General features: G+C 62.7%; 26 protein-coding genes and 1 pseudogene. 12 read left to right on the top strand and 15 right to left on the bottom strand.

What is annotated here, in order from left to right; genetic code table 11:
- The 3 genes from ACYP01_RS15075 to ACYP01_RS15065 form a co-directional block, all read right to left on the bottom strand.
- On the bottom strand, nucleotides 1–1,365 hold a 1,365-nt coding region (locus ACYP01_RS15075), incomplete at its 3' end, for an aldehyde dehydrogenase family protein (protein WP_459680846.1).
- Nucleotides 1,362–2,735, bottom strand: a complete 1,374-nt coding sequence (gene gabT / locus ACYP01_RS15070) for a 4-aminobutyrate--2-oxoglutarate transaminase (protein ID WP_459680844.1) — start codon at nucleotides 2,733–2,735, stop codon at nucleotides 1,362–1,364. The genes ACYP01_RS15075 and gabT, both read right to left, overlap by 4 nt.
- Nucleotides 2,736–2,853: 118 nt before the next feature.
- Nucleotides 2,854–3,660 carry an alpha/beta fold hydrolase gene (locus ACYP01_RS15065; RefSeq protein ID WP_003942939.1) on the bottom strand — a complete coding sequence of 269 codons (807 nt, stop codon included), beginning with the start codon at nucleotides 3,658–3,660 and terminating at the stop codon, nucleotides 2,854–2,856.
- 75 nt (nucleotides 3,661–3,735) lie between these two features.
- Between ACYP01_RS15065 and ACYP01_RS15060 the strand changes: the two genes are divergently transcribed.
- Nucleotides 3,736–4,497 carry a DUF2127 domain-containing protein gene (locus ACYP01_RS15060; protein WP_003943067.1) on the top strand — a complete coding sequence of 254 codons (762 nt, stop codon included), beginning with the start codon at nucleotides 3,736–3,738 and terminating at the stop codon, nucleotides 4,495–4,497.
- Here ACYP01_RS15060 and ACYP01_RS15055 read toward each other — a convergent pair.
- Together ACYP01_RS15055 and ACYP01_RS15050 are read right to left on the bottom strand one after the other, a co-directional pair.
- Entirely contained in the window at nucleotides 4,481–5,620 is a 1,140-nt protein-coding gene (locus tag ACYP01_RS15055; protein ID WP_459680841.1) for a cation:proton antiporter, read from the bottom strand. The genes ACYP01_RS15060 and ACYP01_RS15055 overlap by 17 nt on opposite strands.
- A gap of 7 nt (nucleotides 5,621–5,627) precedes the next feature.
- Nucleotides 5,628–6,008, bottom strand: a pseudogene (locus tag ACYP01_RS15050) (hypothetical protein); the annotation flags it as partial.
- A 254-nt stretch (nucleotides 6,009–6,262) separates the two neighbouring features.
- Between ACYP01_RS15050 and ACYP01_RS15045 the strand changes: the two are divergent.
- Both ACYP01_RS15045 and ACYP01_RS15040 read left to right on the top strand, forming a co-directional pair.
- Nucleotides 6,263–6,709: a cupredoxin domain-containing protein gene (locus tag ACYP01_RS15045; RefSeq protein ID WP_230359175.1), complete on the top strand. Its 447-nt coding sequence runs from the start codon at nucleotides 6,263–6,265 to the stop codon at nucleotides 6,707–6,709.
- Between the two features lie 81 nt (nucleotides 6,710–6,790).
- Nucleotides 6,791–8,581, top strand: coding sequence for a CocE/NonD family hydrolase (locus tag ACYP01_RS15040; protein WP_459680839.1), 1,791 nt, complete (start codon nucleotides 6,791–6,793; stop codon nucleotides 8,579–8,581).
- A 3-nt stretch (nucleotides 8,582–8,584) separates the two neighbouring features.
- Here ACYP01_RS15040 and paaI read toward each other — a convergent pair whose 3' ends face one another.
- The 4 genes from paaI to ACYP01_RS15020 all read right to left on the bottom strand — a co-directional run bounded on the left by paaI (nucleotide 8,585) and on the right by ACYP01_RS15020 (nucleotide 12,080).
- Complete coding sequence (paaI, locus tag ACYP01_RS15035) at nucleotides 8,585–8,953, bottom strand: hydroxyphenylacetyl-CoA thioesterase PaaI (RefSeq protein ID WP_050794025.1); 369 nt, start codon at nucleotides 8,951–8,953, stop codon at nucleotides 8,585–8,587.
- A gap of 66 nt (nucleotides 8,954–9,019) precedes the next feature.
- A complete protein-coding gene (locus tag ACYP01_RS15030; protein WP_003943191.1) occupies nucleotides 9,020–9,331 on the bottom strand; it encodes an EthD family reductase in 312 nt (103 codons plus the stop codon).
- A 6-nt stretch (nucleotides 9,332–9,337) separates the two neighbouring features.
- On the bottom strand, nucleotides 9,338–11,380 hold the full coding sequence (gene paaZ / locus ACYP01_RS15025) for a phenylacetic acid degradation bifunctional protein PaaZ (protein ID WP_058226873.1): 2,043 nt from the start codon (nucleotides 11,378–11,380) through the stop codon (nucleotides 9,338–9,340).
- An 88-nt stretch (nucleotides 11,381–11,468) separates the two neighbouring features.
- Nucleotides 11,469–12,080, bottom strand: coding sequence for a TetR/AcrR family transcriptional regulator (locus ACYP01_RS15020; protein WP_003943240.1), 612 nt, complete (start codon nucleotides 12,078–12,080; stop codon nucleotides 11,469–11,471).
- 107 nt (nucleotides 12,081–12,187) lie between these two features.
- On the opposite strand from ACYP01_RS15020, the gene ACYP01_RS15015 reads away from it, so the two are divergent.
- The 9 genes from ACYP01_RS15015 (at nucleotide 12,188) to paaK (ending at nucleotide 19,856) form a co-directional block, all read left to right on the top strand.
- Nucleotides 12,188–12,916 (top strand): enoyl-CoA hydratase/isomerase family protein, encoded by a 729-nt coding sequence (locus ACYP01_RS15015; RefSeq protein WP_007730615.1) that lies wholly within the window; start codon nucleotides 12,188–12,190, stop codon nucleotides 12,914–12,916.
- Entirely contained in the window at nucleotides 12,913–13,770 is an 858-nt protein-coding gene (locus ACYP01_RS15010) for a 3-hydroxyacyl-CoA dehydrogenase family protein (RefSeq protein ID WP_054826904.1), read from the top strand. Before ACYP01_RS15015 ends, ACYP01_RS15010 begins: the two co-directional genes overlap by 4 nt.
- A gap of 27 nt (nucleotides 13,771–13,797) precedes the next feature.
- Nucleotides 13,798–14,583, top strand: a complete 786-nt coding sequence (locus ACYP01_RS15005) for an enoyl-CoA hydratase-related protein (protein ID WP_050656785.1) — start codon at nucleotides 13,798–13,800, stop codon at nucleotides 14,581–14,583.
- 93 nt (nucleotides 14,584–14,676) lie between these two features.
- Nucleotides 14,677–15,645, top strand: a complete 969-nt coding sequence (gene paaA / locus ACYP01_RS15000) for a 1,2-phenylacetyl-CoA epoxidase subunit PaaA (protein WP_459680834.1) — start codon at nucleotides 14,677–14,679, stop codon at nucleotides 15,643–15,645.
- Nucleotides 15,642–15,959 carry a 1,2-phenylacetyl-CoA epoxidase subunit PaaB gene (gene paaB, locus ACYP01_RS14995; protein WP_007730622.1) on the top strand — a complete coding sequence of 106 codons (318 nt, stop codon included), beginning with the start codon at nucleotides 15,642–15,644 and terminating at the stop codon, nucleotides 15,957–15,959. Before paaA ends, paaB begins: the two co-directional genes overlap by 4 nt.
- 28 nt (nucleotides 15,960–15,987) lie before the next feature.
- Complete coding sequence (paaC, locus tag ACYP01_RS14990) at nucleotides 15,988–16,905, top strand: 1,2-phenylacetyl-CoA epoxidase subunit PaaC (RefSeq protein ID WP_287979422.1); 918 nt, start codon at nucleotides 15,988–15,990, stop codon at nucleotides 16,903–16,905.
- Nucleotides 16,906–16,970: 65 nt separating this feature from the next.
- Nucleotides 16,971–17,429 (top strand): 1,2-phenylacetyl-CoA epoxidase subunit PaaD, encoded by a 459-nt coding sequence (gene paaD / locus ACYP01_RS14985; RefSeq protein ID WP_047269445.1) that lies wholly within the window; start codon nucleotides 16,971–16,973, stop codon nucleotides 17,427–17,429.
- A 4-nt stretch (nucleotides 17,430–17,433) separates the two neighbouring features.
- The gene (gene paaE, locus ACYP01_RS14980; protein ID WP_459680830.1) at nucleotides 17,434–18,513 is read left to right on the top strand and encodes a 1,2-phenylacetyl-CoA epoxidase subunit PaaE; all 1,080 of its coding nucleotides are present in this window, start codon (nucleotides 17,434–17,436) and stop codon (nucleotides 18,511–18,513) included.
- A gap of 41 nt (nucleotides 18,514–18,554) precedes the next feature.
- Entirely contained in the window at nucleotides 18,555–19,856 is a 1,302-nt protein-coding gene (gene paaK / locus ACYP01_RS14975; protein WP_218680070.1) for a phenylacetate--CoA ligase PaaK, read from the top strand.
- 2 nt (nucleotides 19,857–19,858) lie between these two features.
- On the opposite strand, the gene ACYP01_RS14970 is transcribed toward paaK, so the two are convergent.
- The 6 genes from ACYP01_RS14970 to ACYP01_RS14945 all read right to left on the bottom strand — a co-directional run bounded on the left by ACYP01_RS14970 (nucleotide 19,859) and on the right by ACYP01_RS14945 (nucleotide 25,222).
- Entirely contained in the window at nucleotides 19,859–20,482 is a 624-nt protein-coding gene (locus tag ACYP01_RS14970; protein WP_042446415.1) for a LysE family translocator, read from the bottom strand.
- A gap of 92 nt (nucleotides 20,483–20,574) precedes the next feature.
- Nucleotides 20,575–21,768, bottom strand: coding sequence for a globin domain-containing protein (locus ACYP01_RS14965; RefSeq protein ID WP_003942968.1), 1,194 nt, complete (start codon nucleotides 21,766–21,768; stop codon nucleotides 20,575–20,577).
- A 31-nt stretch (nucleotides 21,769–21,799) separates the two neighbouring features.
- A complete protein-coding gene (locus ACYP01_RS14960; protein WP_003943059.1) occupies nucleotides 21,800–22,249 on the bottom strand; it encodes an RrF2 family transcriptional regulator in 450 nt (149 codons plus the stop codon).
- A gap of 119 nt (nucleotides 22,250–22,368) precedes the next feature.
- On the bottom strand, nucleotides 22,369–23,499 hold the full coding sequence (gene galK, locus ACYP01_RS14955) for a galactokinase (protein WP_459680825.1): 1,131 nt from the start codon (nucleotides 23,497–23,499) through the stop codon (nucleotides 22,369–22,371).
- Complete coding sequence (gene galT / locus ACYP01_RS14950; protein WP_054827207.1) at nucleotides 23,499–24,599, bottom strand: galactose-1-phosphate uridylyltransferase; 1,101 nt, start codon at nucleotides 24,597–24,599, stop codon at nucleotides 23,499–23,501. The genes galK and galT overlap by 1 nt, the downstream gene beginning before the upstream one ends.
- Nucleotides 24,596–25,222, bottom strand: coding sequence for an SMI1/KNR4 family protein (locus ACYP01_RS14945; protein ID WP_042446400.1), 627 nt, complete (start codon nucleotides 25,220–25,222; stop codon nucleotides 24,596–24,598). Before ACYP01_RS14945 ends, galT begins: the two co-directional genes overlap by 4 nt.

Below are 25,222 nucleotides of genomic sequence, written 5' to 3'. Positions count from 1 at the left end.
CTTGGGTCCGTATCCACTCCTCTTCGCGCCACCGAAAGGTACGTGGGGATCAGCGCCCGCCGATTCCGAATTCACGTGCAGGATCCCCACGTCCAGATCGTCGATACCGGCCAGTGCACTGGTCAGGTCTTGCGTGAACAATGCTGCGGACAAACCGAATTCGCCCTCGTTCGCCAAGCGGAATGCGTCTGCGGTTGTTGCTGCCCGCTGCACCGCCAGTACCGGGCCGAAGAGTTCCTCGAACCACAGTTCGGTGCTCGACGGTAGTTCCAGCACTGTCGGTTGGACGTAGTAGCCCGACTGCGGCGCTTCGGCGGTGGCCACAACCCTGGCGCCGCCGTCGACGGCTCGATTGATCCCGTCGATGATCGACTGCTGCGCGTATGCGCTGACCACGGGACCTGTCGTGACGTCGGGATCGAGTGGATCTCCGACTCTCAGTTGCTTGACTTCAACGGTCAGCCTGGCCAGGAATTCCTCGGCGATGGATTCATGGAGCACCAGACGTGAAGTGGCCGTGCATTTCTGGCCGGTTGACCGAAATGCGCCCAGCATGACCTGCTCGACCGCAAGCTCGAGATCTGCGTCGGCAAGTACGACGGCTGCGTTCTTTCCGCCCATTTCCGCCTGTACCGGAACTCCTCGCGCCGCAGCAGATCCCGCGATCTTTCGGCCGACTCCGGTGGAACCGGTGAAGGTGACGGCGTCGAGGTCCGGGTGATCGACCAGCGCTTCACCGGCCGCGCTGTCGGCGAGGATCATGTTCAGGACTCCGTCGGGTAGGCCCGCTTCGGTCAGTGCCTGCGCGAGACGGAAGGCCAGAAGGGGCACCGCGGCAGCCGGTTTCCAGACGACGGTGTTTCCGTACACCAAGGCAGGCGCAATCTTCCATGCCGGGATCGCGATCGGGAAGTTGAACGGCGTGACGACGCCTACCACTCCGAGAGGTTTGCGAGTGACGAGAATCTGCTCGCTGCTACGTGGGGAGGAATACACCGTTCCGGTCTCGCGGTCGGCGGCGTTGCCGTAGTAACGCAGAATCTGCGCTGCGCGGCGCACCTCTCCGATACCCTCGGCCAGCGTTTTCCCTTCTTCGCGGGTGAGTTCTTCGCCCCAGGCCTCAGCGTTGGATTCGATGATTTCCGCTGCGCGAGTGAGGTATGCGCCGCGTGCGGACATCGGCAGGCGGGCCCAGTCATTCGCGGCGATGCGGGCGACGCGAACACCGGTCGCCATTTCGGAGGCACCGGCGCGGCCTCCGGTGGCGACAACCTCGTCGGGACGGGCCGGGTTGGTGTCCGTCAGTGTGCCGTCGCTGCCCGTGACCCAAGCTCCGCCGATCAAGCTGCGCACTGCGACGCTCATCGGACTGCGGCCACAGCGTCGCGAAGAATACCGAGTCCTTCGGTCAGCAACTCGTCGGAGATGCTCAGCGGTGGGAGGAAACGGACGACGTTTCCATAGGTGCCGGCGGTGAGCAGAAGGAGACCGTGCGCGTGGGCGTAGCTGACGATCTGGGCGACGGCCTCGCGATTCGGAGCCTTGTCCTCGTCGTGGACGAGTTCGATTGCAATCATGGCGCCGCGTCCGCGAATGTCGCCGATTATGTCTGTGTCCGAAGCGATTTCGGACAAACCTGTGGTCAGAATGTCGCCGATGTCCTTGGCGCGGTCGAGGAGCCCTTCCATCTCGATCGTCTCGAAAACTGCCAGGGCGGCCTCGCAGGCAACGGGATTGCCGCTGTACGTACCGCCGATACCACCGGGATGCGCGGCGTCCATGACGTCGGCACGGCCGGTCACGGCGGCGAGTGGCATTCCGCCGGCGAGACCTTTTGCGGTTGTGATGATGTCGGGGACGAAGTCCTCACTCTCGCTGGCGAACCAGGCTCCGGTTCGTGCGATACCGGTCTGGACCTCGTCCGCGACGACGAGAATGCCGCGCTCACGGCAGAATTCCGAGATTCGCTTCAGGAATCCCGGAGCGGGAACGATGAAACCGCCCTCACCCTGAATCGGTTCCACGACCACAGCGGCTACCGATTCGGCGCCGATCTGAGTGTCGATCGCAAGACGGAACTGGGCGAATGCTTCGTCGGCCGCGTTTTCGGGGCCGCTCGGCCAACGGTAGGGGTATGCCATCGGAACCCGGTAGACCTCTGGTGCGAACGGGCCGAATGTGGCCTTGTACGGCTGGTTCTTGGCTGTCATCGTCATGGTCATCAACGTGCGACCGTGGAATGCGTGGTCGAAGACGACAACTGCCGGGCGACCGGTGGCGGCACGTGCGTATTTCACGGCGTTCTCGAGCGCCTCGCTGCCGGTGTTGAACAGCGCTGTTCGCTTCTCGTGATCTCCCGGGGTCAGGCGGTTGAGCGCTTCGCAGACCTCGAGGTACCCCTCGTAGGGGTTTGCGAGGAAACACGTATGGGTGAACTGACTGAGCTGGCGCGTGGTGCGTTCGACCACGCGCGGCGCACTGTTTCCGACGGTGGTCACGGCGATGCCGCTGCCGAAGTCGATGAACGAGTTGTCGTCGACGTCGACGACAACTCCTCCGCCCGCTGCGGCAACGTAAATGCTGGATCCGCTGGTCAGCCCGGCCGGCAGTGCGGCGCTCCGGCGCTTTGCCAAAGCGCGCGAGTTGGGGCCGGGCACTTCGGTGACGAGGCGTCGTATCTGGGGAAGGGTCGGTCCACCGATGCACGTTTCCGTGCCGTGCTCGAGAATGGTCATCGCAGTGCCTCCAGTCGTTTTCCGAACTGTAGGACGGCGATGAATGATCCGGACATGGCCGGATTGTCGAGTGGCTTCTATCTCATAGGACGCCGCGTCCAGCAGGTTGTCCAGCAGGTTACTGTGCGAAACTGCCGAGGAATCGTTGCAACAGTGGGTTGTACACCTCAGGGGCTTCCCAGAACGCTGCATGCCCCACACCGGGAATCACGTGATACGTGCCCTCCCAGAGATTCGCGAAGGTCAACGACGCGACATACGACGTGTTCACGAACGGGTCCTCGGCGCCGTCGATCACCGCGAGAGGCACAGACGCCGTTGCAACCAGAGCCTTCTGATCCGATTCGCGGCCGGCGCCGAATGCGTCGAACATGATCTTGCGAGCGCGTCCGTCCGTGCGTATCGCGGCGTCGAGGGCAGCCTGCTCGAAGGGAACGGCGGTCATTCGTGCGTAGAGTTCGGCTTCTTGCGCGGTGATGACCTCGGTGCCGCCGATGGACAATCCGTCGCCGGCATTGAAGGCGTCGCCGAGCGTCTCGGGATTTGCCGGCGGCGTACCGGTGATGACGATTCCGGTAAGCCCGGGGAATTTCGCGATCAACTCGAGAGCGATGTGTCCGCCGAGCGACCAGCCGACGACAACGGCTCTTTCGACGCCGAGTTCGGTCAGAACATCGACGATGGCGTCGGCGTAACCGTTCTGCGTGTATGCGGCTTCGGGATCGCTCGCGTCCTCGGAGTCGCCGTGGCCGAGTAGGTCCAGAGTGATCATGCGGTAGTCGCCGGCCCAGTCGGCGTCGACCTGATGACGGAAGATGGAGCGGCTGGCCGAGTTCCCGTGGATGAAGACAACCGGAAAACCGTCGGTGGCACTGTCGTCGACTGCCATGACGCCATGCCGGGTTTCGATCTTGGTGGTTGTCATCGGAATCCTCATCGTTCGAAGTGCACGGTCAGCGGGTATCCACGCTACCGGGCATATGCGGCATAGAGTTCACCCGTGGACTTCGCATTGCGCTCGTGCAGTTGGCACGGTCACGAGACCTACGCTCCGGACGAACCTGAGCTGCGGGATCGACTACATGTGGATACTGCGGTGGGTCAGGCGTGGCGGTGCCTACGTTGCGGCAACTTCGTCCCGGGAGCGCCCCGAGCATCGGGACCGGCGGACGCCGCCCCCGAGGTTCCGCGGGGGAGGCTGCTTCGCGACCGGTTGATCATGCGACTTCTTGCCACCGAGAGAATGTTCCGCGCTCTGGGTTTGGTTCTTCTGGCGATCGGTGTGTTCGAACTGAGATCGTCGAAGGGTCGCGCCGAGGACGCCTTCGAGAACGAATTGCCGTTGATCAGGCCACTTGCCCGTCAATTGGGCTGGAACATCGACGATTCCAAACTGGTCCATCACATCGAGCAGGCGTTTTCGTTGTCCGCTACGACGCTCACCTGGATCGCAGTGGGGCTGTTGGTCTACGCCGGCCTTCAAGTGATCGAGGCAGTCGGCCTGTGGATGGTCGAACGCTGGGGCGAGTACTTCGCGGTGGTGGCGACCAGCTTGTTCCTGCCCCTCGAAATCTACGAATTGACCGAGAAGATCACGTGGTTGAGGGCCGGGTTGCTGCTGGTGAACATCGCTGCCGTCGTATGGCTGATCTGGAGCAAGCGACTCTTCGGTGTCCGCGGCGGCGGCGCGGCGTATCACGCCGAACATTCGGAGGAGAGCTTGCTGACGGTGGAGAGGGCCGCGGTCAAGCAGGCTTCGTGAGACCAGCTTTCGACGCGGCAGCACCCGCCAGCGTTGCTGCACCGATCGTGATCATGGCGGCGAGGAGGATGGCTGCGGGTTCACCGTCGCCCATCACCCCCAATTGAGTGCCCACCGTAACTGCGGCAACCGGTACTCCCAGTTGTGCGGCGGACAGCACGCCGAGAGGGAGCGGGAGACCGAGGGCGCGTATCGCGGCGTGAACCACGAGAGTTGCTCCGCCCAAGGCCAATCCGAGCCAGATGGCGGACGGATGGGTGACGAGGTCGCGCAGATTGATTGCCGCTCCCAACCAGACGAAGAAGAGGGGAGCGAAGAAGCCGTCGGTGACCGCGAAGAGTTGTTTGGCGAGGCGGCGGGGTTCGCCGATCGCGGCAAGAACGAGCCCGAAGGCGAAGCCCGCGAGCATGATCGACACGTGAGTGCTCGACGCCAGCGCTGCCAGAGAAAAGAGGATCACCAGATTGATCCGGAGTTCGAGCGCAAACTTTCGTTTCTCCGAGAATTTGTGGAGCCTTCGCCAATGGCCGGACCGGTGGAAGGCTCGCAGTACGAAGAACAAGGCAACCGCACACGCCGCCACAGCCAGTGCGCCGACACCGGCACGAGGGGCATTGTCCGGATCGATCACCAAAGGCAGCGCGACAATGCAGACGGTGTCCGCGATCGCGACCTGGGCAGTCATCTGCAGAACCGAGGTTCCACCGAGCCCCAGCGAATCGACGATGGGGAGAATCAACGCCGCGGACGACGACGCGATCAGGACCGCGTACAGCGCGGCGTGACCGGTTCCGAATGCCGTCGCCGCACCGTAGCCGGCAACAACCGACAGAAGTCCGACGACAACCGAGCGAACGGCACCCTTGCCGATTGCCGCCCGAACTGCCGGATCGCGAACCGGGACGTGTGAGCCGGCCACCATCATCGTGAGCGCGAATCCGATATCGGCCAGGAACGTGAAAGTCTGGTCCGAAGAGTCGAGCAGCCCGAAACCGGTGACACCGAAGACGACGCCCGCGGCAAGTTCGCCGACCACCACGGGGACATGCCAGCTGACGCGAGCGCCGAGCAGCGGGCCGAGAATGCCGGCCAGCGCGACGAGGGCAAGGATGCCGAAGGTCATCGACGACCTACGAGTTAACTGTCGAGGGTGCGATCTTCGCGGGGATGGCGGTGTTCTCGTCCACGTGGTAGCTCGCACAGACACGGTGGTAGCCGTCGGCGATCTGCGCCGGTACTCCGGCGCGGAAGTCTCCCTGCACCAGCAGGATCGGCGACAGCGCGATCCCCTTGCGGATCTTCTTCAGGTCGGCAGCCACGTGCGGGTTGTCGACCGGAAGCAGAGGGAGCCCAGCGGCCCGCAGGATGTCTTTGGCCTTCTTCGAGACCAGCGTCGCCGTCTTGAGGGCGTACACGAGAGCTTGGACCTGGACCGGTGTCGCGCCCAACTGGAGGTAATCGCGGGCCGCCGGGTAGTCGTGCTCGTCCGGTAGGTCCTTCCAGAGAACGGCGGGAGCCTTCTCGGCTACCTTCGGCTCTGCTGTCTTGGGAGCCTTCGGCTGCGCTGCCTTCGACGCCTTCGGCTGGGCTGCCTTCGACGTTTTGCTGTTGGCCATCTGTGCTGTTTCCTTCAGTGTCGGTCCGCGAGTGGAGCTAGTGCAGAAATCGTGCACTATCAGCGCCGCAGGCACCACATCGGAACTGTTTGGCCCCCTAGGCGGCGGGTAATCAGCAGACTGCGGGGGAACGAGCAGGAGGCGAAGCAATGAAGCGGATTCTCGCAGTGCTCGCAGCGCTGATCCTGGCGGTGTTCGCACTGACCGCGTGCAGTGACAACAACGATTCGTCGGACAACGATTCGGCCGATCACGACGGCATGGCGATGACCAGTATGCCGATGACCAGCATGCCGACTAGTATGTCGATGCCGAGCATGCCTCTGGGTATGTCGACGCCGGGAGCGTCGTCGATGGGAATCGTGATCAGCGGCTTCGAGTACTCGACACCGGAGTCGGTGATGCCTGGTCAGGTACTGACCATTCAGAACAACGACACCGTCGAACACTCGGTCACGTCCGATACGGCAGGACTGTTCAGTGAGGACATCGAGGCCGGCGAGACGGAAACCATCACGGTGCCGAACGAGCCGGGAACGTACACGTTCCACTGCACCTATCATCCGAGCATGCACGGCACCTTGACGGTCAAGTAGAGGTCGGCTCGGTCTGGGGTGACTTTCGCGAGAAAAAGTTGGCGGCACGCGCCGGATTGAGCTGGTGGAGAACAGATCCGGGTGTACGGTTTTCAGGTGCGCCGGAGAATTGCGATCAGTGTCGTCACGCTCGTGGTTTGTGCCCTCGGCTTTTCGCCGCCGGCGCTCGCGGATTCACCGAACGGCTCGTATTCGTCACAGCTGCTGTACTTCTCGGTCGATGTCGGACCTGAACTCTCGACGCCCTGCACCGTCGTCGGTGAACTCTTTGTTCCCGATGGTGTCGACGCTGACAACCCAGCTCCCGCGATCCTGACCACCAACGGGTTCGGCGGTTCGTACAAGGACCAGATTCCGGCCCTGCAGAACTTCGCCGAGAACGGGTACGTCGGACTGACGTATTCGGGATTGGGTTTCGGCGGCTCGAGTTGCAAGATCACCCTCGACTCTCCCGCATACGACGGTGTCGCCGCTTCCCAGTTGGTCAGCTTCCTCGGCGGCCAAGAAGGGATTGCCTTCACGGATCAGGCTCTGACGCAGCCCTATCCGGCGCTCGCCGCGGTGGTTCAGGACTCCGTCGATCACACCGGTGCACCGTCGACGAACGACCCGCGGGTCGGAATGACGGGTGGTTCCTACGGCGGCGGCATTCAATTCGCCGCCGCGAGTGTCGATCCCCGTATCGACACGATCATCCCCATGATCACCTGGAACGATCTCTCGTATTCTCTGGCGCCCAACAGCACCGGGATCATCTCCGGTGTGTCCACTGCCGAACCGGGAGCCGCGAAGGTGCTCTTTGCATCGCTGCTCTTCGGCGCGGGCATCGCGAATCCCGGTGTGGACGGTTACATCGCAGATCCCGCACGGCTACCCGGCTGCCCGAACTACGTCCCTTACATGTGCAACGCGATCGCCGAGGCGGTGGTGACCGGCGACATCGGACCGCAAGTAGTGAGTGAGCTCCGAGCGTCGTCGGTCTCGTCGTTCGTCGACCGGATCAACATTCCGGTACTGCTTGCTCAGGGGCAACAGGACACCCTGTTCGATCTGAACGAGGCAACCGCGACTTACGACGCGCTGAAGGATCGTGGCGTCGATGCCAAGATGATCTGGCATTCGTGGGGGCACAGCCACTTGGCCGCTGCGCCGGGCGAGTTCAGCTTCTCCGCACCCGACGAGGATACCCAGTACGAGACCGGTCGCTTCATGGACTGGTTCGATCACTACCTCAAGGACGAGAACACCGAGACCGGCCCGGAATTCGCGTATTTCCGCAACTGGATCGACTACGAGGGAAACGCGGCACCGGCCTACGCGACGTCCGACACCGTCGATGTCGGGACCGCCCGTGCCTTCCATCTGTCTGCTGACGGGGGACTGCTACCGGACGGCACGCCGGTGATACCGGGTTCGAAGACGATCGTCACCGCACCGGCTGGGCTGCCGACGGGCGTAGAGCCACTCAATATCAATCCGGCCGGAAACATTCCGAATGCGCAGATTCCGGGAACCGAGGCGCTCTGGACCACTGCGCCGATGACCGAGGCGATGGACGTGGTGGGAGCCCCCACTGTGACGCTGCGTGTTGCGGCGCCCGGACAGCCGGTGGTGTTCGCGAAACTCTACGACGTGGCTCCGGACGGAACTTCCTCGCTGATCAACGGACTCATCGCGCCCATACGCATCAGTGATCCGTCGCAGCCGGTGCCGGTGACGATGCCGGCGATAGTGCACCGATTCGAGCCAGGGCATTCCGTGCGTCTCGCGATCACCGGTGGCGACATCAGTTTCCGTGGGGGACTGCAAGGTATGCCGGTGACGATCTTCGCCGACGGGTCCGGCCCCCTCGAACTTCCCGTCGTGGGCTGAATTTCAGCGGGTGATGGTTCGACTGTCGCCGCGGAACTCGGCCACGACGGTGTCGCCGTTGCGAACGGTCACGTCGTAGATCCCACTTCGGCCGCCTCGAGCCTTCTCGGTGGCGATCGCGGTCAAGGTGTCGCCCAGACGGGTCGGACGCAGAAATCTGATGTCCGCGCGCGCTGCAACGGCTGAATCCTCGTAGCCGTTGCAGGCGAGCGCAAACGCGGTGTCCGCGAGCAGGAAAACATAACCACCGTGTGTGATTCCGTGACCGTTCACCATGGTTTCGCCCACGGTGACGGTCACGGTTGCGCTACCGGGCGCCAGCTCGGAAATCTCGATACCGAGTGCCTGCGACGCCTGGTCCGCGTCGAACATCTCTCTCGCGGTGATGCTTCCTGTACTCACGAGACAACTCCTGTGGGATCGGGAAATTGCAGGGGTCTAGAGGACCGAGACAACTTCCTGGACATACATGTCGACCGTGCCGGTGGCAAAGTTTGCGACATCTTTTCCAGCGGCGCCCATCTCCGGGGACTTCAGGCCGCTCTGCATCGTCTCGAGATCGGGAAACACCAGGTTGGCGACGGCATAGAAGACTGGATCGGAGCCGTCAAGCGTCGAGCACTTGCTGAACGTGAAGTCCGAGAGCCCTGGCACTGCGCTGGCGAGCGGGACGTGGATCTCGTTGTAGTACTTGTCGAAAGCCTCCGGATCGGTGGGGCGTCCGTAACACACTGCTACTCGATAGGTCATGTGCTTTCAATTCCCTTCGGGGCGAGTCTTGGCTACCAGAGTCAGGACGTCGTATGTCGCGACCGGATCGTTGTCCTGGTTCGTCACCACGGCGTCCCAACGAACCTCACCGTAGTCTGCGCTGCTGCGAGGTGTAATGGTCTTGGCTGTGAGGGTGACCGTCAGGCTGTCTTCGGCTTTCACCGGGGTCAGGAACCTGAGGCTGTCCACGCCGAAGTTCGCGAGAACCGGGCCGGGAGCCGGGTCGACGAACAGGCCCGCAGCGAGTGAGACAACAAGATAGCCGTGCGCGACGATGCCGCCGAAGAGTGGATTCGCCGCAGCGGCCACCGGATCGGTGTGAGCGTAGAAGGTGTCACCGGTGAACTCTGCAAAATGATCGATGTCTGCGAGTGTGACCTGGCGCGGACCGCCGACAACAGTGTCACCGATCTTCAACTCGGCGAGACTCTTTCGGAATGGATGTTCGGATCCGGTCGTGCGCTGCGATCCGGTGAACCAGCGCTCGCCGACTGCGGTGAGGACGTCGGGTGTGCCCTGTACGGCGGTCCGCTGCATGTGGTGCAGAACTCCGCGGATGCCACCCAGCTCCTCACCGCCGCCGGCACGGCCGGGACCGCCGTGTACGAGGACTGGAAGGGGAGAGCCGTGGCCGGTGGATTCCTTGGCGTCGTCGCGGTTCAGCACGAGCACTCTGCCGTGAAAAGCTGCGAGACCCAGCACCAGTCGACGTGCGATGTCGGTGTCGGCAGTGACCACCGAGGCGACGAGGCTTCCCTCGCCACGGGCGGCGAGTTCGATCGCATGATCGATGCCGTCGTATCCGATGACGGTGCTGACGGGTCCGAAGGCCTCCAGCTCGTGTACCTCGTGCGCATTCTCTTCCGCCCGGAGAAGGACAGGGGAAAGGAAGGCTCCTGACTGGCCGTCGGCACCGACCACGTCCACGTTGTCCGGGTCTCCGAATACGATGGTTGCCGACTTCGTCAGACCGCGAATGGATTTCAAGACCTCATCACGCTGTTCGATGCTGGCGAGAGCTCCCATAGTGACGCCATCAGCATCGGGGTGTCCCACGACAACTTTGTTCAGTCGTTCGGATGCGGCATCGACAACGGCGTCGACCAGCGAGACCGGGACCAGGGCGCGCCGGATCGCCGTGCACTTCTGGCCCGCCTTGACCGTCATCTCGGTGACGAGTTGTTTGACGTACAAATCGAATTCGGGCGTTCCTGGTACGGCGTCCTCGCCGAGGATCGACGCGTTGAGTGAATCGGCTTCGGCATTGAAATGGACGCCCTTGCCGACGACGTTCGGGTGAGCACGCAGCGTTGCCGCGGTGTCGGCGGATCCGGTGAATGCCACTGAGTCCTGCCCGCCGAGGTGATCGAGGAGGCCGCGTGCACTACCGGAGAGCAGTTGGACGGAACCCTCTGGGAGCAAGCCTGACTCGATGATGCGCCGGAAGACGAGTTCGGTGAGATATGCCGTGGAACTGGCAGGTTTGACGATGGACGGCACCCCCGCGATGAATGCCGGTGCCAGCTTCTCCAGGAACCCCCACACCGGGAAATTGAAGGCGTTGATCTGCACGGCGACGCCGCGACGTGATGTATAGATGTGTTGCCCGAGGAAGGTTCCGCCTTTGCCGAGAGGCTCGACGTTTCCGTCCAGAAAGACTGTGCTGTCGGGCAATTCGCGCCGAGCCTTGCTCGCGTAGCTCAGCAGGGTCCCGAATCCGCCGTCGATGTCCACCCCGGAATCTCGCGTCGTCGCACCGGTGGCAGTGGAGAGTGTGTAGAACTCGGCTTTTCCTGCCATCAACGTGAGGGCGAGAGCCTTGAGCGCGCCGGCACGTTCGTGGAAGGTCATCGCGGACAGTGCAGGCCCGCCGACCTCGCGGGCGTACGTAACCATCTCGGCGAGGTCGATGCCGGTTGCGGAGATCCGGGCCACCTCCGATCCGTCCACTGCGCTCGGCAACGGGGTACCTGCGTCCGGTGCGGCGTACCACTGACCGGCCACATAGCTTTCCAACAGTCTGCTCACGACAACTCCATCTCACCGTACGTTCGGTCGGTAATTACGATCGCCCGGTAATGCCGCGTTGTCAAGGATTCGGCAGAACTGCCTGGAGTCAGGCCTTGCGAAGTCCGTCGAAAGTGACGGCGACGACCGCGTCGGCGATGTCGGAGACGGACTCACCCGCTCGGGGTCTGTACCACTCGATCAGTGAGTTGACGGTGCCGAACATCAGCTTGCTGGCGAGGGCCGGTTCGATGTCCGGGCGCAAGTCTCCCTCCGCTGCGGCGGACGCGACGAGACCTCCGACGAAGTTGTCGAATTCGCGCCGACGAGCTAGCGCGGCGCGCTCGACCGTCGTGTTGCCGCGGACGCGCAGGAGCAGGGTGACGTATGGAAGCTCTGCGACCAGCACCTCTACGCTGCGCCGGACCAGGTATTCGAGCCGGTCGATGTACGGACCGGTGGTGGCGCCCTCTTCGGTCGTGACCGCAAACAGGGCGTTGAGTGCACGCGAAAGGGCGAGTTCGAGAAGTTCTGACTTTCCGGACACATGGTGGTAGATCGAGGACTTCGTGATGCCGAGTTTCTTGGCGAGCACCTCCATGCTGGCGCCGTCGTAGCCCTTGTCGTTGAACACCTTCACGGCCACGGCCAGGAGCGAATCGAGGTCGTAGCCGGGACGTCCGGGGAGGCCGGTGCGTCGAGTGGGGCGTGCCGTAGTCATGTCCCCATCTTCTCAGTTCGGGCAAAGCTGTGCACCATCCTCGTTCTCGCCCTTGCCAAACGACCGAATGTTCGGTTACTAATGGAGAAGAGTGAGAAGGAGCGAATGTGAACACCCTGCACGTGGACGAGCGCGAGGATCGCGTCGTGGTCACCCTCGACAGGCCCGCGCAACGCAATGCGATCAACGCGGAAATGATCGACGAACTGCATCAGGTTTGTGGACGCCTCGAACGGGATCCGAAGCTGCTCCTGCTTGCGGGGCGCGGCGACCACTTCGCAGGCGGCGCTGACATCGCGGAGCTCCGAGAGCGCGGACGAGAGGAAGCGTTCGCGGGTATCAACCGCACGCTGTTCGACCGAATCGGAAAGCTCCCGCTTCCCACCGTGGCCGCCGTGAGCGGCTACGCGCTCGGCGGTGGGGCAGAGTTGACCTACGCCTGCGACATTCGCATCGCGACAACGACGGCGGTCTTCGGGAATCCGGAGCCCAATCTCGGCATAATGGCAGCCGCCGGCGCCAGCTATCGATTGCCGAAGCTCGTCGGCGTCTCGATCGCGAAGCAGGTGCTCCTCGGTGCCAGGAACCTCGACGCCGAGCAGGCGCTACGAGCGGGCCTGGTTGTCGAGGTAACCGAACCGAACTGCCACGTCGACGCAGCGCATCGGCTGCTCGACCGCATTTCCCGACTGTCCCCGCTGGCACTGCGATTGACCAAGATCATCGTCGATGCGCCGGGATCGCATCCGTTTGCCGACGACATCGCCCAGGCCGTCCTGTTCGAGAGTTCGGACAAGCGCGATCGCATGACGGCCTTCCTGGAGAAGAAATCATGACTGAAGCAGTTGCACCGAAGACCGTCGGAGTCATCGGCGGTGGACGCATGGGTGCGGGTATCGCCCAGGTGTTCGCCAGTCTCGGCGGGGCGGTCACCATCGCGGAGAGTGGCGACACCGCGGCCGCGTTGCAGCGTGTTTCCGCCGGCCTCGACAGAGCCCACGAGCGAGGGAAACTCGACGACCAGGACCCCGCGACGGTGCTGGCGCGCGTGAGCACCGTGGACGCAGTGACCTCGTTGCCACCGTCGCTCGACATGATCGTCGAGGCGGTCCCGGAAATTGCGGCCCTCAAGGTCGAGGTGCTCGCCGCTGCGGAAACCGTTGCCGGAGAAAGCACCGTGATCGCCAGCAACACCAGTTCCATGTCGATCGCCGAACTCGGCGCAGCGCTGACGGATCCGGGCCGGTTCATCGGTATGCACTTCTTCAATCCAGTCCCGGCGTCGCTGTTGGTCGAGATCGTCCGGGCGCCTCAGACCCGCCCCGAGGTTGTCGACTCGGTACGAGCATGGGTGTCGATGCTCGGCAAAGCCGAGGTGCTCGTCAACGACTCACCTGGTTTTGCAACCAGCCGGCTTGGTGTCGGTCTCGGGCTCGAAGCCATCCGCATGCTCGAAGAGGGTGTGGCGGACGCGGAATCGATCGACCGAGCAATGGAATTGGGGTATCGGCATCCGATGGGCCCGCTGCGTTCGACAGATCTGGTCGGGTTGGATGTGCGCCTGGCGATCGCCGAACACCTCGCGAGCACGCTCGGTGATCGATTTGCACCTCCAGCACTGCTGCGAGAGAAGGTGGCTCGCGGCGAGTTGGGGCGCAAGACGGGACAGGGTTTTCACACATGGAGCTGAACCGAACTGCCTGCGAAAGGAACATCGATGACTGACGTGATTCGCTTGGAGATCGAGCGAGGTTTGGCGACAATCACTCTCGACCGACCCAAGGCCGCCAATGCCGTCAACGGCGAAATGAAGTCTCAGCTGCTCGAAGCGTTGCTGCAGGTCCACGCGGACGCAGAGGTTCGAGCGGTGTTGATTCTCGCCGAAGGCAAGAACTTCTGCGTCGGTCAGGATCTGGGCGAGCACGCCGCAGCGTTGGATGCTGATCCGGCGCACGCGATGGATACCGTCGAGGCGCACTACAACCCCATCGTCACGGCGCTGTCGACGCTCTCTGTCCCGGTGGTGGTGGGTATCGGCGGAGCCTGCGTCGGGGCCGGGTTGGGAATCGCGTTGGCCGGAGACATCCGTGTCGTGGGGGCTCGCGCGAGCTTTGCGACGGCATTCACCGGCATCGGTCTGGCCAGTGACTCCGGGCTCAGTCATGCGCTCGTGCACGCGCTCGGACCTAGCCGCGCCAGTGGCCTGATGTTGCTCGGCGACAAGTTCGACGCGCAGAGCGCGCTGGAGTGGGGCTTGGTTCATCGCGTGGTGGCCGACGAGGACGTCGCAGCTGAGGCTCGGGTACTCGCGCGTCGGCTTGCCGACGGACCCACCGCGGCCTTCGCCCACGTGAAATCGCTGATCCGTGCCGTTGCTCCTGGGCTTTCCCGGACGCTGGCGGCCGAGGCGAACGCACAGGTGGAGCTGGGTTCCACGGCAGATCATCGAGGCGCAGTCACGGCTTTCCTGTCGAAGCAGAAGCCGGTTTTCGAGGGCCGCTGATTTCTGGTGCGGCGAAAGATTCTCTTGTGTGCTGGGGACACCTCGGTGCATACTAGTTACCAACCGATCATTCGGTAATAAAAGGTAGGTACGATGACCAACGTGGAAGCTCCACAAGACCTGCAGAACCTGTTCGACGAGACGATCGCGGCAGACCAGCGCATCGAGCCTCGCGACTGGATGCCGGACGGCTACCGCAAGACTCTGATCCGTCAGGTTGCCCAGCATGCGCACTCCGAAATCATCGGAATGCAGCCCGAGGGAAACTGGCTCACCCGTGCGCCTTCGTTGCGACGCAAGGCGATCTTGATGGCGAAGGTCCAGGACGAAGCCGGGCACGGTCTGTATCTCTACTCCGCGGCCGAGACGCTCGGTGCCGATCGTGGCGATCTGACCACCAAACTGATCGAGGGAACGCAGAAGTACTCCTCGATCTTCAACTATCCGACGCTGACATACGCCGACGTGGGTGTGATCGGCTGGCTGGTCGACGGAGCCGCTATCTGCAATCAGGTTCCGCTGTGCCGCAGCTCCTTCGGGCCGTATGCGCGCGCGATGATCCGTGTGTGCAAGGAGGAATCGTTCCATCAGCGGCAAGGCTTCGAACTGTTGGCGACGATGATGCGCGGCACGGAAGCTCAACGGGCAATGGTGCAGGAAGCCGTCGACCGATGGTGGTGGCCCGCTCTGATGATGTTCGGACCGCCGGACGACGAATCGCCGAACACCGAGCAGTCGATGAAGTGGCGCATCAAGCGGCACACGAACGACGAACTGCGGCAACGATTCGTGGACATGTCGATACCGCAGGCCGAGATACTCGGTGTGACCTTCCCTGATCCCGACCTGCGCTGGAACCCCGAGCGTGGCGCACACGATTTCGGCGAGCCGGACTGGAGCGAATTCATGGACGTGGTCCGCGGCAACGGAGCGGCGAGCGTCGAGCGGATCACCAATCGGAAAGCCGCACACGACAACGGGGCCTGGGTTCGCGACGCCGCGTACGCCTTTGCACAGCGCGAGAGACTCGCGCACGATCGCACGACTGGGGAAACATCATGAGCGAGAACGATCAGGTACAGCGCGATCAGGTGCGGGGCGAATGGCCTTTGTACGAGGTATTTCTGAGGGGAAAGCGCGGACTGAACCACGTGCATGTCGGATCCCTGCGCGCGGCAGACGATCAGATGGCCCTACGCCACGCGCGCGACGTCTACACCAGACGTAACGAAGGCGTGAGCATCTGGGTCGTGCCGTCAGCGAACATCGTGGCTTCGAGTCCGGCAGAAAAGGATCCGTTCTTCGCGCCGAGCGGCGACAAGGTCTACCGGCACCCGACTTTCTACGACATCCCGGACTCCGTTCCGCACATGTGAGAATCACTTCGACTTCGAGGACCAACAGATGAACGATCACGACAGTGCCTACGACGGCCTGGTCGACGGCGACGGCCACGGTCAGTGGGCGTTCGGAACCAGCTTCGACGACCCCCTCGCCGGAGTCGACACCACGGTGCCGGATGACGTCGATCTCGGTGCGCTGGCGCGCTACTGCCTCATGCTCGGCGACGACGCGCTCGTCAGTTCGCAGCGCCTCGCCGAATGGTCGACGCGGGCACCGGAACTCGAAGAAGAGGTAGCTCTCGCGAATGTCGGTCTGGATCTGATCGGGCAGGCCAGGCTGCTGCTGGCTCGCGCGGCAGCAGCCGATTCCACTGTGGTTCCGTTCATCTCCGATACGTCACCGGTGCCGGCCGAAGATGCGCTCGCCTTCTTTCGTGATCAGTTCGGTTTCCGCAACGTGAGACTGGTGGAGCTCGCCAACGGCGACTTCGCGCACACGGTCGTTCGGCTACTCGTGTTCTCGACCTGGCGGCTGGCGCTGTTCGATCGGCTGCGCATGTCGCGCGATCCGGTTCTCGCAGCTGTGGCGAACAAGGGCGTCAAAGAACTGACCTACCACCGCGACTACGCGGCAAGATGGGTCGTCACGTTGGGCGCCGGCACGGCAGAATCCAAGCGTCGGACTGCCGCGGCCCTGCTCGAGATCTTCCCGTTCGTGGACGAACTCTTTGTTCCCACTCAGGACGAACTCGTTTTGGCAGAAGTTGGCGTCGGAGTGGATCCGCGTACTGTTCGGCCGGAGTTCGACGCTGTTCTTGCCCAGGTCCTCCATGCAGCCGAAATGGAAGAGCCCCCTTCGCGTTTCTCCGGTTTCGTCGGCGGCCGCGGCGGGCGTGCCGGACTGCACACCGGGGCACTGGGGCTACTTCTCGCCGAAATGCAGAGCGTCGCTCGGGAGCATCCGGAAGGGGTGTGGTGACCGTGACTGCCGCTACCGTCTCTTCCGCTACTGTCTCTTCGGCGCAGGAGATCGTCGCCTCGGTGATGGATCCGGAGATGCCACTGTTGACCTTGGCCGATCTCGGCGTCATCCGATCGGTCGACGTCGAAGCGAACTTGGTCTGTGTGACAATCACTCCCACCTATTCCGGGTGTCCGGCGATGGCGACGATGCGAGACGACATCGAGCACAAGCTGACCGACGCGGGGTACGGCAGCGTCCAGATCAAGACTCAACTGTCGCCGCCTTGGAGTTCGGATTGGATCAGCGAAGAGGGGCTCGCGAAACTTCGGACGGCCGGGTACTCGGTGCCGGGGGCCGCGCCGCGTCGCACCTCCGGCCCGATCGCCTTGACCTTGACGGCCAAGCCGCGCGACATCCTGTGCCCCCAGTGCGGTTCGGCAAACACCAGACTGAGTTCGGAATTCGGTGCGACCCTGTGCAAAGCGCTCTATCGCTGCCTCGACTGCCTCGAGCCGTTCGATCACGTGAAGGAGATCTGAACAGATGAGTACCGCAACGACGAACCGGAACAAACCATTTCACCCGTTGACGGTCGCCGGTGTCGAATCACTGTGCGACGACGCAGTTGCCGTCACCTTCGACGTGCCTGCCGATATCGCCGATCAATTCGACTTCGGCGCCGGGCAGTCACTGACACTGCGGCGGATGATCGACGGCGTCGAACACCGTCGCTCCTACTCGATCTGTGCACCGGTAGGGGCGTCTCCACGGGTGGGGGTTCGCGAAGTGGCAGACGGACTCTTCTCCTCCTGGTTGGTGCGAGACGTCAAGGCCGGGGATCGAATCGACGTCCAGGGCCCATCTGGCAATTTTGTCGCCGATCCGGCATCGGGTGGACGGCACGTTCTGATCGCGGCGGGCTCCGGAATCACGCCCATGTTGTCCATCGCTGCAACACTGCTGGTGAACCCCGAGGCCGATGTCACCCTGCTGTACGGGAACAGGCGCACCCGTTCGGTCATGTTCGCCGAAGAAATCGCCGACCTGAAGGACCGGTACGGTGCACGCCTGGACGTTATTCATGTTCTCTCTCGCGAGCCGCGCGAGGTCGAGTTGTTCTCGGGCCGTCTCGACGCCGACCGGTTGCGCGAGATCTTCACCTCTCTCGTTCCGTGCGACCAGGTCGACGGCTTCTGGTTGTGTGGTCCGTTCGGGATGGTCAACGACGCCCAGGAAGTACTGGCCGGCTTGGGAATTGCCAAGGATCGCATCCATCACGAGCTGTTCTACGTCGACGACGTCGCTCCGCCGGTTGCAGTGCATCGTGAGCGCGGAATTGTCGGACCGAGCAGCGAGGTGACTATTACTCTCGACGGTCGATCGACCACCGCGACACTTCCGCGAGACCAGTCGATTCTCGATGCAGCGGAACAGTACCGATCGGATCTGCCCTTCGCGTGCAAGGGCGGGGTCTGTGGAACGTGTCGCGCCAAGGTCACCTGCGGTGACGTCGAGATGCGCAGGAACTACGCACTCGAAGACTACGAAGTCGACGCGGGTTTTGTACTGACCTGCCAGACCTTCCCTGTCGGTGAACAGATAACAGTCGATTTCGACGCCTGACCGCCCGCACAGCGCCCTCACTGAGCCCACCGGAGACAATCATGACCGAACTCGTCACTGCTACTTCGCAAGAAATCGAATTTGCCAGTCGGGACCGCATTTCGACGCTCCAACTCGAGCGGATGCAATGGTCCCTGATGCACGCGTACACCAATGTTCCGCACTACCGCAAAGCTTTCGACGACGCCGGCGTCCACCCGAGCGACTTGAAGGATCTGAGCGATCTCGCGAAGTTTCCCTTCACCACCAAAGCGGATCTACGTGAGAACTATCCGTTCAAGATGTTTGCGGTGCCCCAGGACCGGGTCTCGCGAATTCACGCGTCTTCGGGGACCACCGGTCGCCCGACGGTGGTGGGGTACACGAGCAACGACCTGAACAACTGGGCCGATCTCATCGCGCGCAGTCTCTCGGCCGGCGGCGTGCGGTCTTCGGACAAGGTTCACGTGGCTTACGGGTACGGTCTGTTCACCGGTGGGTTGGGAGCACACTACGGTGCGGAGCGCTTGGGCTGCACGGTCATTCCCATGTCCGGTGGCATGACCGAGCGGCAGATTCAACTGATCGAGGACTTCGAGCCCGACGCCATCATGGTGACTCCGTCGTACATGTTGACCATCGTGGATGCGATGATCAAGAAAGGCATCGATCCCGCGAAGACCTCACTGAGGGTGGGAGTTTTCGGAGCGGAGCCGTGGACCGAACAGATGCGTACCGAGCTGGAACAGCAACTCGACATGCATGCGGTCGACATCTACGGACTCTCCGAGATCATGGGCCCGGGTGTGGCAATGGAATGTGTGGAAACCAAAGACGGGCTGCATATCTGGGAAGACCACTTCTACCCGGAGATCATCGATCCGGTCACGGGCGAAGTGCTGCCGGACGGTGAAGAAGGTGAGCTGGTTTTCACCTCTCTCACCAAGGAAGCGCTGCCCATCATTCGCTACCGAACCAGGGACCTGACCCGTCTGTTGCCCGGTACGGCGCGCTCGATGCGTCGGATGCAGAAGGTCACCGGCCGGACCGACGACATGATCATCCTGCGTGGGGTCAATCTGTTCCCCACACAGATCGAAGAGCTGATCCTGACCGTCCCCGCCCTGGCACCCCAATTCCAGTGTGTGCTCGAGCGTCCGGGCCGGATGGATACTCTGACAGTGCGCGTCGAGGCTCGCCCTGACGCGGCAATTTCCGATCATGCGGCAGCGTCTTCGGCGTTGCAGAAGCTGGTGAAGAACAAGATCGGTGTCACGGTCGAGGTGAGCGTTCTCGAACCCGGCGGACTCGAACGCTCGATCGGCAAAGCGCGTCGTCTGATCGACCAACGTCCGAAGGACTGAAACTACTCCAGGGCCATGCGGGTGGCGAAGATTCCGAGAATGCCACCAGCTAGCCATTTCTGAGCCCGCATCCACACCGGACGCGCCATGAGGAAGGTCGACACGGCTGCCGCACAGCACACGATCAACGCGTTGACGGTGACTGCGACCAGGATCTGCACGCCGCCGAGTACGAGTGCCTGTTGCCAGACCGGACCCGCAGTGGGATCGACGAACTGGGGGATCAGGGCCGCGTACATCAGCGCAATCTTGGGATTGAGCAGATTGGTGGTCAACCCCATCCCGAACAGACGGCCGCTACCGTGGCGGTCGACCTCGCCCACCTCGAAAGCGGACTTCCCACCTGGTCGGAGTGTCGACCAGGCGAGATAGGCCAGGTACAGGGCACCACCGATTTTCACCGCGGTGAACACCGTTGGTACGGCGAAGAGAACCGCCGTCAGCCCTGCACACGTGGCGGCGAGGTAGACCAGGAAACCGGTTGCGACTCCGCCGAGCGAGATCAAACCCGCCCGGCGGCCCTGGCTGATGCTGCGGGACACCAGATAGATCATGTTGGGGCCCGGTGTCAGAACCATCGCCAGGGCGATCAGCGCGACTCCCGTCATCGACGCTGACGTGATCATGTCGGTCTCCCACTACTCGATGCGTATGTTTCGTCGAGTACACAAGGGTTTGCAGTCGCGCGCCAAGGTCCAGTTCGCAGGCAGTGGTCCGCTCAGGTGTTGGCCCAGCTGTCGGGCCCGAAGACCTCGTAGTGGATATTCTGTGCCGGGACGTCCCTTTCGAGCAACGATGCGCGCATCGCCAACATGAACGGCATCGGCCCGCAAAGGAAGGCTTGGGTATCGGGCTCCACTGCAATACCTTGCAAATCCGCCCGTCCTTCGTGAACCGATCCGAACGCAACGTGCGTGCCGAGATCCTCGTACCAACGGTGCAGGGTTGCGGCGGGGATCTGGTCGACGAGTGTGCTGAGTTCTGCGCGGTGCGCGTGATCCGCAATGGATCGATCCGCATGGATGACAGATACCGAACGGTCAGCGCCGGTGTCCACGAGATGATTGAGCATCCCGATCATCGGTGTGCAACCGATTCCGGCCGACGCGAGCAGGAGCGGTGAGTTGTCGTCCGGCATGGTGAGATCGCCGAAAGGTGTGGTGACGGAGAGTTCTTGACCTTCGAATACGTTGTTGTAGAGGAAGTTCGACACTTCGCCATCGGGAGTTCCGGAGATTCGCTTGACGCTGATCCGCCAGTCTGCGCTGCTCGGTATCGAACACAGGCTGTATTGACGGATCTGGCGGGCGCCGTCGGGCAGCGTAACCCCGACCGAAAGGTACTGTCCGGGAGCGAAGGTGGGGAGTGCGCTACCGTCGAGCGACGTGAGTGTCAGTGAGACGGTGTCGGCGGACTGAAGAACTCGTTCACTGATCCTGACTGTGCGCCAGACGTCACCGGCGTCCACGCCGGCGAGTTGGTAGAGGCCACGCTCCATCGTGATGAGGGTTTCCGCCATCAGCCAGTAGACCTCGTCCCAGGCTGCTGCGACGTCGGGAGTGACTGCATCGCCGAGTATTTCGACGATCGCGGCAAAGAGGTGTTCGTGCACGATTGCGTACTGGTCGGGTGTGATTCCCAGCGACGCATGCTTGTGGGCGATACGTGAAAGTATGAGATCGACCTTGGCGCTGTCCGGCTCGAGCTGAAGCGTCGCGAATGCCGCGATGGCGCCGGCGAGAGCCTTCTGCTGTTCGCCCTGCTTCTGATTGCCGCGATTGAACAAATCGCGTTCGAGTTCAGGATGCGCGTCGAACATCCTGCGGTAGAACAGGGTTGTGATATCGCCGATGGCAGCGCCGACCACGGGAAGGGTGGCGCGAATGACCTCGGTTGACTGTGGGGAAAGCATGAGCTGCTCCGTTCGGTCGAAATTCGATTGATCAGCCTGCTTCGTCGCTCCGGGTGGTGAGGCGTAGCAGGACAGTTTTGGACGGCTGCCGGATGACGTCTTCGATCGTGACCGCGTCGAGTGAAACGAAAAACGCTTCCTGTGCTTCGCGCAACGCACTTCGAAGGAGGCAACCTCCGCGCAATGGGCACGGTTTGTCGCCTTCGCAGTCGACGACTTCACCCGGGCCTTCGAGGCGTCTGGCCAGCCAGCCGATGGTGGCGGTGCGGCCGAGTTCGGTGATGGAAAGCCCACCGCCGCGGCCGCGCCTGGTTGTCACGATGCCGAGCTCTCCGAGCCGTGTAACCACCTTGGTGGCATGGGAGTACGACACGTTGAGCTGCTGCGCAACATCCCGGGTACTGGGGGAGGCATCCGCGTCGAGTACGGCCAACCGCATGACGACGCGCAATCCCAGATCGGTGAACTGCGTCAGTTGCATGATCTGAACCTACATAATTCGCATCTGAGATGACTATTTATGTGAGGGGGATCTCGAGGTGCCCCAACCAGGGCGAACGGTACGTTCGGCACCTCCAGTGCGCTGAACGTGCCGTTCGCTCAGAGACGGGCGGCCGAACCCCCGGCAACGACGCCGAGAAAGTGTGGTGCTCGCCAACCTCGCGCAGCAAAGTCGCGGCTCACCGACGCGATGACCTCCGCTCCGCTTCCTTCCGGAACCAGCGCGATGGCTGAGCCTCCGAATCCGCCGCCGGTCATCCGCGCACCGATCGCGCCGCCGCGTCGTGCTGCGGCAACGGCGACGTCGAGTTCATCGCACGAGACCTCGAAGTCGTTGCGCAACGAGGCGTGCGAGTTGTCGAACAGCTCGCCGACGTCACTGAGTCTGCTGCTGCGCAGAAGTTCTGCGGTCTTCCGCGTCCTCTCGATCTCGGTCACGACGTGCCGTGCCCGCGCCCGGAGGATCGGGTCTCGCACTGTCTCGGCCTGGTCTGCTGTAGCCTCTCGCAAGCTGCCGACGCCGAGAGCTGCTGCTGCAGCGACGCATTGAGAGCGCCGCATTCCGTACTGTCCGTCTGCGAGCGAGTGTTTGACCCGGGTGTCGATGACGATCAGTTCGTACCCTGCACCGTGGAGTTCGAAAGGTATGGGTTCGGTGGATCCGTCCAGGCAGTCCAGCAGGAGCGCAGTCGAGGGCTGAGCAAAGAGGGCAATGGTTTGATCCATTCCTCCGGTCGGTGCGCCGACGCCGTCGTTCTCGGCCTGGATGCACACCTGTACCAGCTCATCGCGGGCGAAAGGTGAATCATGAAGTTCGTTGACGGCCAACGCAACCGAACAGGTGAGGGCAGCGGAGCTCGACAGCCCGGCCCCGACCGGTACCGACGAGTCGACGGCAAGATCGATTCCTTCGATCGGGAGGCCTCTGCGCGCAAGAGACCACAGAACGGCTGTGGGGTAGGCGGCCCACCCTGTGGCGATGTCGCCGACGGGCCCGGTGTACGTCTCGGCGGATTGCCGACTGTGCACGCGGACGACCCCGTCGCTGCGCAGTGCGACGGCAACCAGTGTTCGCTGCTCGAGAGCGACCGGTAGGCACAATCCACCGTTGTAGTCCGTGTGTTCACCGATCAGGTTGACTCGACCGGGTGCCACCCACACTCCGGTTGCAGGATAGCCGTAGGTGGCGTGAAACTGTTGGAGCACAGAATTGTTCGAGACCGTATCCACTATTTCAACTCCCGTAGGCGGGCCGCGACTGCCTCGGGAACGGTGTCGTTCACCCAGGCGCCCATGGCGGACTCGGACCCGGCGAGGTATTTGAGTTTGCCCGGTGCGCGCAAGATCGAGAACAGCTGAAGATGCAGTCGGCCCAGAGGTCGGTTGATGCGGACGGGAGCTTGGTGCCAGGCCGCGATGTACGGTACCCGGTCGACGCCCGGATAGAAGCGATCGATACGGCGTAGGAGATCTTGGTAGACGACCGCAAGCTCTTCGCGCTCTTGGTCGTTCAGCGAGGGGAGGTCCGGGACGTCTCGGTGCGGTGCCAGGTGAATCTCGATGGGCCATCGTGCGGCGGTCGGGACGTAGGCGCTCCAGTGATCGCCGTCGTAGATCAACCGGGCCTTGTCCTCGCGCTCGAACGCCAGAACATCGGCGAGTAGTGAGCGACCGGTGCGCTCGAAGTGTTTGTGCGCCTGCGTCAGCATCGATCGGGTGCGTGGCGTGACATACGGGTATGCGTAGATCTGTCCGTGTGGATGGGTGAGTGTCACCCCGATTTCTTCGCCGCGGTTCTCGAAGCAGAACACTTGTTCCACAAGCGGATCCGCCGACAACTCTTCGGTCCGAGAAATCCAGGCACCCACAATCGTGCGCATGCGTTCGAGTGGAAGCTCGGCGACGGACGCCGTGTGATCGCTCGAGAAGCACATCACTTCGCAGTGACCGGCCGCTGGGCGATCGCCCGCACCGTCTCCGGGACTGTCAATGGCTTCCTCGGGCGCCGCGGCAAAGCTCGGAAACCGATTCTCGAACACCGCGACGTCGTAGTCTCCGTCGGGTATCTCTGTGGGCGTGCGTGTTTCGTCGGTCGGGCACAATGGACATTCGGCGGCGGAGGGGAGATGTGTCCGTGTCATGCGATGCGAAGCCATGGTGATCCACTCCCCGGTGAGAACGTCGAATCTCATCCGAGACGAGTGGTCGAGAGCCGGCAATTCGCGGGAATCTCGCGCAGAGTGGGTGCGGGTACTGCCGGCATCGTCGAAGTAGAAGATCTGACGCCCGTCGGCGAGGGTGCGACGGGTCGGATCCTGCTTGGGTGTCATGCGTCGACTTCCCATTCCAGAACACCCTTGCTGACAACGGGTTTCCACACTCCGATCGTTGATCCTGTTTCCAGCGCTACGGCATGGGCGGCCAGCATTACCGAGATGGACGCCCAGATCGGACCGCCGTTGTCAGTGGCGTCCGACGCATACTCGGTCACACAATGGTGGAGTGCGCCGCTGCGGGTGTCCACGAAGTAGTGGTACTCGTCCAGTCCGGCGAAGGGAACGAACGAGGGGATGAACATGGTTGCGGCAGTGCCTGCGTCGCGTTGATCGTGTCGATCCATCTCGTCCTCGGCGTAGAGGTCTGGATTCTCGTAGATCGTCTCATCCCACGTTTCGAGCAGAGTGAGACGAACTTCTGTTGCGACGTCGATGGGGTAGAAGAATTTGTCCGGGAGCACGCTGCCGAGAAAGAGGCCGGTCCGGTCGTCGTGGGTCAGGCTGCCGTTGTGGACCCGATACAGGTCGCGAAGTTCCTGGGGCCACGTGACGCCGGTCGAGGCTTCGAATTCCTCGATAACGGCGTCACCGAGTCCTGGTTGAAACGCTGCAGCCGTCACCGGTGCGTGTGTACGGCACCACGCTTCGATTCGGCTCCATTCGTTTGCAACGCTCAT

The sequence above is a fragment of the Rhodococcus sp. no. 34 genome, assembly GCF_054589475.1.
This window is presented reverse-complemented; position numbering and strand designations above follow the sequence as displayed.

What these genes read in the sequence shown, in the direction of transcription:
- gabT (WP_459680844.1), bottom strand. Translation starts at nt 2,735, where the DNA reads ATGACCATTCTCGAGCACGGCACGGAAACGTGCATCGGTGGACCGACC.
- ACYP01_RS15005 (WP_050656785.1), top strand. Translation starts at nt 13,798, where the DNA reads ATGACTGACGTGATTCGCTTGGAGATCGAGCGAGGTTTGGCGACAATC.
- paaI (WP_050794025.1), bottom strand. Translation starts at nt 8,953, where the DNA reads ATGTTCGACGCGGACCAGGCGTCGCAGGCACTCGGTATCGAGATTTCC.
- ACYP01_RS15065 (WP_003942939.1), bottom strand. Translation starts at nt 3,660, where the DNA reads ATGACAACCACCAAGATCGAAACCCGGCATGGCGTCATGGCAGTCGAC.
- galT (WP_054827207.1), bottom strand. Translation starts at nt 24,599, where the DNA reads ATGACACCCAAGCAGGATCCGACCCGTCGCACCCTCGCCGACGGGCGT.
- ACYP01_RS15010 (WP_054826904.1), top strand. Translation starts at nt 12,913, where the DNA reads ATGACTGAAGCAGTTGCACCGAAGACCGTCGGAGTCATCGGCGGTGGA.
- ACYP01_RS15055 (WP_459680841.1), bottom strand. Translation starts at nt 5,620, where the DNA reads ATGACCTTCGGCATCCTTGCCCTCGTCGCGCTGGCCGGCATTCTCGGC.
- ACYP01_RS15045 (WP_230359175.1), top strand. Translation starts at nt 6,263, where the DNA reads ATGAAGCGGATTCTCGCAGTGCTCGCAGCGCTGATCCTGGCGGTGTTC.
- ACYP01_RS14965 (WP_003942968.1), bottom strand. Translation starts at nt 21,768, where the DNA reads ATGCTTTCCCCACAGTCAACCGAGGTCATTCGCGCCACCCTTCCCGTG.
- paaD (WP_047269445.1), top strand. Translation starts at nt 16,971, where the DNA reads ATGGATCCGGAGATGCCACTGTTGACCTTGGCCGATCTCGGCGTCATC.
- ACYP01_RS14960 (WP_003943059.1), bottom strand. Translation starts at nt 22,249, where the DNA reads ATGCAACTGACGCAGTTCACCGATCTGGGATTGCGCGTCGTCATGCGG.
- ACYP01_RS15030 (WP_003943191.1), bottom strand. Translation starts at nt 9,331, where the DNA reads ATGACCTATCGAGTAGCAGTGTGTTACGGACGCCCCACCGATCCGGAG.
- paaA (WP_459680834.1), top strand. Translation starts at nt 14,677, where the DNA reads ATGACCAACGTGGAAGCTCCACAAGACCTGCAGAACCTGTTCGACGAG.
- ACYP01_RS14945 (WP_042446400.1), bottom strand. Translation starts at nt 25,222, where the DNA reads ATGAGCGTTGCAAACGAATGGAGCCGAATCGAAGCGTGGTGCCGTACA.
- paaB (WP_007730622.1), top strand. Translation starts at nt 15,642, where the DNA reads ATGAGCGAGAACGATCAGGTACAGCGCGATCAGGTGCGGGGCGAATGG.
- paaE (WP_459680830.1), top strand. Translation starts at nt 17,434, where the DNA reads ATGAGTACCGCAACGACGAACCGGAACAAACCATTTCACCCGTTGACG.
- paaC (WP_287979422.1), top strand. Translation starts at nt 15,988, where the DNA reads ATGAACGATCACGACAGTGCCTACGACGGCCTGGTCGACGGCGACGGC.
- ACYP01_RS15020 (WP_003943240.1), bottom strand. Translation starts at nt 12,080, where the DNA reads ATGACTACGGCACGCCCCACTCGACGCACCGGCCTCCCCGGACGTCCC.
- ACYP01_RS14970 (WP_042446415.1), bottom strand. Translation starts at nt 20,482, where the DNA reads ATGATCACGTCAGCGTCGATGACGGGAGTCGCGCTGATCGCCCTGGCG.
- paaK (WP_218680070.1), top strand. Translation starts at nt 18,555, where the DNA reads ATGACCGAACTCGTCACTGCTACTTCGCAAGAAATCGAATTTGCCAGT.